This window comes from Streptomyces sp. NPDC004667 (assembly GCF_040609475.1).
Lineage (GTDB): Bacteria > Actinomycetota > Actinomycetes > Streptomycetales > Streptomycetaceae > Streptomyces.
In genome coordinates this window covers 1-2,903 of record NZ_JBEXKC010000224.1, presented here as the reverse complement: position 1 = coordinate 2,903, position 2,903 = coordinate 1, and the positions used below count along the sequence as shown (strand labels likewise).

Annotated in this window: 4 protein-coding genes; 2 read left to right on the top strand and 2 right to left on the bottom strand. The window is 73.8% G+C overall.

Features of this window, described 5'->3' with window-relative positions:
* A partial coding sequence (locus ABZW32_RS39480) for a hypothetical protein (RefSeq protein ID WP_356225704.1) occupies positions 1–794 on the bottom strand: 794 nt, incomplete at its 3' end.
* 147 nt (positions 795–941) lie between these two features.
* Between ABZW32_RS39480 and ABZW32_RS39475 the strand changes: the two genes are divergently transcribed.
* Together ABZW32_RS39475 and ABZW32_RS39470 are read left to right on the top strand one after the other, a co-directional pair.
* Positions 942–1,529: an RICIN domain-containing protein gene (locus ABZW32_RS39475; protein ID WP_356225702.1), complete on the top strand. Its 588-nt coding sequence runs from the start codon at positions 942–944 to the stop codon at positions 1,527–1,529.
* A 202-nt stretch (positions 1,530–1,731) separates the two neighbouring features.
* Positions 1,732–2,604 carry a D-hexose-6-phosphate mutarotase gene (locus tag ABZW32_RS39470; RefSeq protein ID WP_356225701.1) on the top strand — a complete coding sequence of 291 codons (873 nt, stop codon included), beginning with the start codon at positions 1,732–1,734 and terminating at the stop codon, positions 2,602–2,604.
* Positions 2,605–2,702: 98 nt separating this feature from the next.
* On the opposite strand, the gene ABZW32_RS39465 is transcribed toward ABZW32_RS39470, so the two are convergent.
* Positions 2,703–2,903: hypothetical protein (locus ABZW32_RS39465; RefSeq protein WP_356225699.1), on the bottom strand; the 201-nt coding region annotated here is incomplete at its 5' end.

Below are 2,903 nucleotides of genomic sequence, written 5' to 3'. Positions count from 1 at the left end.
CCACCCTCGGCGCGCTGGAGGCCCGCTCGAAGTCCGGGACCACCGTCTTCGACCTGGACTGGCGGCCCATGCTCTGGGAGGAACCGCCGGAGCGCGCCGTCCTCCTGCTGGACGAGCCGCCGCAGGTACGCCGCCTCCCGCGCGCACCGCTCGCGCACCGGCGCCGCGTTGGCGTCGACGCGACCGGCGGCGATCGTGGTCAGGGTGGCCAGGACCGTGTCGTGCAGGGCCGCGTGGTGGGCCATCCGCTCGGCCTGGCGGGCCCGTGCCGCCTCGGCGTTCACCGCCTGGCTCTGGGCGGCGTCCAGCAGGGCGCCCTGGCGCCGCAGGTACCACCAGAACACCCATGCCATCACCGTGGAGGAGAGCACCGCGTTGAGGTGGCCGACCAGTTCGGCCGAGCGCGCGCCGACCACCACCAGGTGGACCGCGAGGGAGGTCGCGAGCAGCAGCACGGCCGACGCTGCGGCGCCCCGGACACCGAGGCCCACGGCGGCGGCCGAACTCGCCGATCCGCCCAGCAGCATCAGCCAGCCGCTCTGGGACACCGCCGGACCGCCGAGGGCCCACCAGGCGGCCCAGGGCAGGGCGCAGCCCGTCACCAGGACGTCGCACCACACCCAGCGGCGGTCGAACCGACCGGCCGCGCGGGCCGTGCCGTACAGCGTCAGGCTGACCGCCACGGCCGTGGCGAGGATCCCCCAGGCGGCGGGCGCGCCGGGCATGTGCCGGGCGACGGACACCACGCCCGCGGACAGGTGGCTGGCCCGGTAGAGCCCGGTGGCCAAGATCATGAACCGCTGGGCGCGCTGAAGCCCCGAGCCCCCACTCACCACAGCCTCCGCAGTGAACACACCCCCCTGAAAGGGTGGGTACCGGGTATTCAGTGGATCTCGCTAGGTTCTTCGCGTCAAGGCCGTCGCGAGACAGGAGATGACCGCGTGGCTCGAAAGTCAGGCAGGCTCGGCAGGCACGGTGTGGTGACTGCCCTGATCGGATTGTTCGCCCTGTTCATGCCCACTTCGGCGCAGGCCGCCGAGAACCCCGCCATCCGGTACACGACGAGTTTCCGCAACGCGGCCATCTACGAACTGCGGGCCGCCGTCAGCTGGAAGTGCCTCGACCTCCGCGGCGGCGGGGCCCCGCACGCCGGGCAGGTCGTCCAGACCTTCGACTGCAAGACGGGGCTGCACCAGCGCTTCCACTTCCAGAGCCTGGGCAACGGGAACTTCACCATCGGAGCCTTCGGCACCTACTGCCTGGGCCCGCAGGGCGGCAGCCCCACGCCCGGCGCCCCGATCGTGCTGACCAACGGCTGGGGCTGCTCGACCTTCACCTGGAACGACCGCGGCACTCCGCAGTACCCGAACCGCTGGGAGATCGTCGAGGCGAGCACCGGCCAGTGCATCCGTGACACGGGCCGCCGTTCGCAGGCCGTACTGGGTGCCTGCGGCAGCACCACCACCCCGTGGCCCGAGGTGTGGGCCCCGCTGTTCGACCAGTACTGGAACTACGACCAGATCGGCTGAGGCCGGCGCCGCGCACCGGTCCGGGCGGGCCCGACGGGGGCCCTTTCGAGCACGGAACGGTACGCGGCGCACACGCGGCGGGCGGCACGGCGGACTTCAGGACCCGCCGTGCCGCCTGCCGTGCCGCCTGCCGTGCGCGGTCCGGCGCGTGTCCCCCGGGGCCCGACTTGACTCTCTTGTGCGGATTCTGAAGAGTCGGCGCATGAACGACACCCTGCTCGCCCTCCCCGTCCTCGAACAGCTCGCGCCGTCGGTCACCCGCCGCCGGATCGGCGAGATCCCGCTCCTGGTCGTCGACCACCCGCGCGTCCGGGGCGCGGTCAGCCTCCAGGGGGCCCAGCTGATCGCCTGGCAGCCCGCGGGAGCCGCACCGGGGCTGTGGCTGGGCGAGCGGAACGCCTGGGTGGCGGGGACCCCCGTCCGGGGCGGAGTACCACTGTGCTGGCCGTGGTTCGGCACCGTCGCCAAGCCCTCGCACGGCTTCGCCCGGACCCTCGACTGGGAACTCGTGTCACACGACACGACCGAGGACGGGGTCGAGCTGGTGTTCCGGCTGGAGGCCTCGGACGTCACGCGCGCCCTGTGGCCGCACGAGTTCGCCCTGACCACCCGGATCACGCTCGGCGAGACCTGCGGCATCGAGGTCGAGGCGAGCGGCGAGCACCGGAGCACGGCCGCCCTGCACACCTACCTGCAGATCGGCGACCTGGGCGAGGCCCGGGTCTCGGGACTCGGCAAGCACTACCGCGACAACCTGCTCGCATCGGACGTGTCCGACGCCGGCGGCGCGGTGACGCCGACGGACCACATCGAACGGGTCTACCCCGAACCGGACGAGGTCGCCGTCCTCACCGACCGGGCCCTGGGCCGGGCCGTCGAGATCGCCCACCACGGGGCGAGCGACGTCATCGTCTGGAACCCCGGCCCCGAACTGGCGGCGGGCATGGCCGATCTGACGGACGAGGACCACCGCCACTTCCTGTGCGTGGAGACGGGCCGGGTCAACAGCCCGCTGGAGGCCGCGCCCGGCCGCCCCGCCCGCCTGGGCCTCACGCTGCGCCTGCTCCCGGCCTGACGTCGACCGGCACCGGCCCGTGCCGGTCGGCCCGCTCGTCCGGCCGTTGTGCTCGGTGAAGAGGGCTGTGTCGCAAACCCGAAGAAGCGGCCGTCCGGTTACGGGCGTCGCCCCGGCCGGTCCTCGACGGCGTGGGCGGCGGCCATCCGGCCGAGGTCGGCGGTGAGCGAGTCGAGCCAGGCCGTGGTGGTGAAGAAGAGCGGGGGTGCGTCGCGGGTGGCGTCCGAAGGTTCCGGGCCGCCCGGCAGCGCGCCCTCGTCGGCCTTCGCCGCGGCCGCCCCCGTCGCCCCGGCCGCCCC

Excerpts from the sequence above, each read along its gene's own strand:
- ABZW32_RS39470 (WP_356225701.1), top strand. The coding sequence starts at position 1,732 with ATGAACGACACCCTGCTCGCCCTCCCCGTCCTCGAACAGCTCGCGCCG.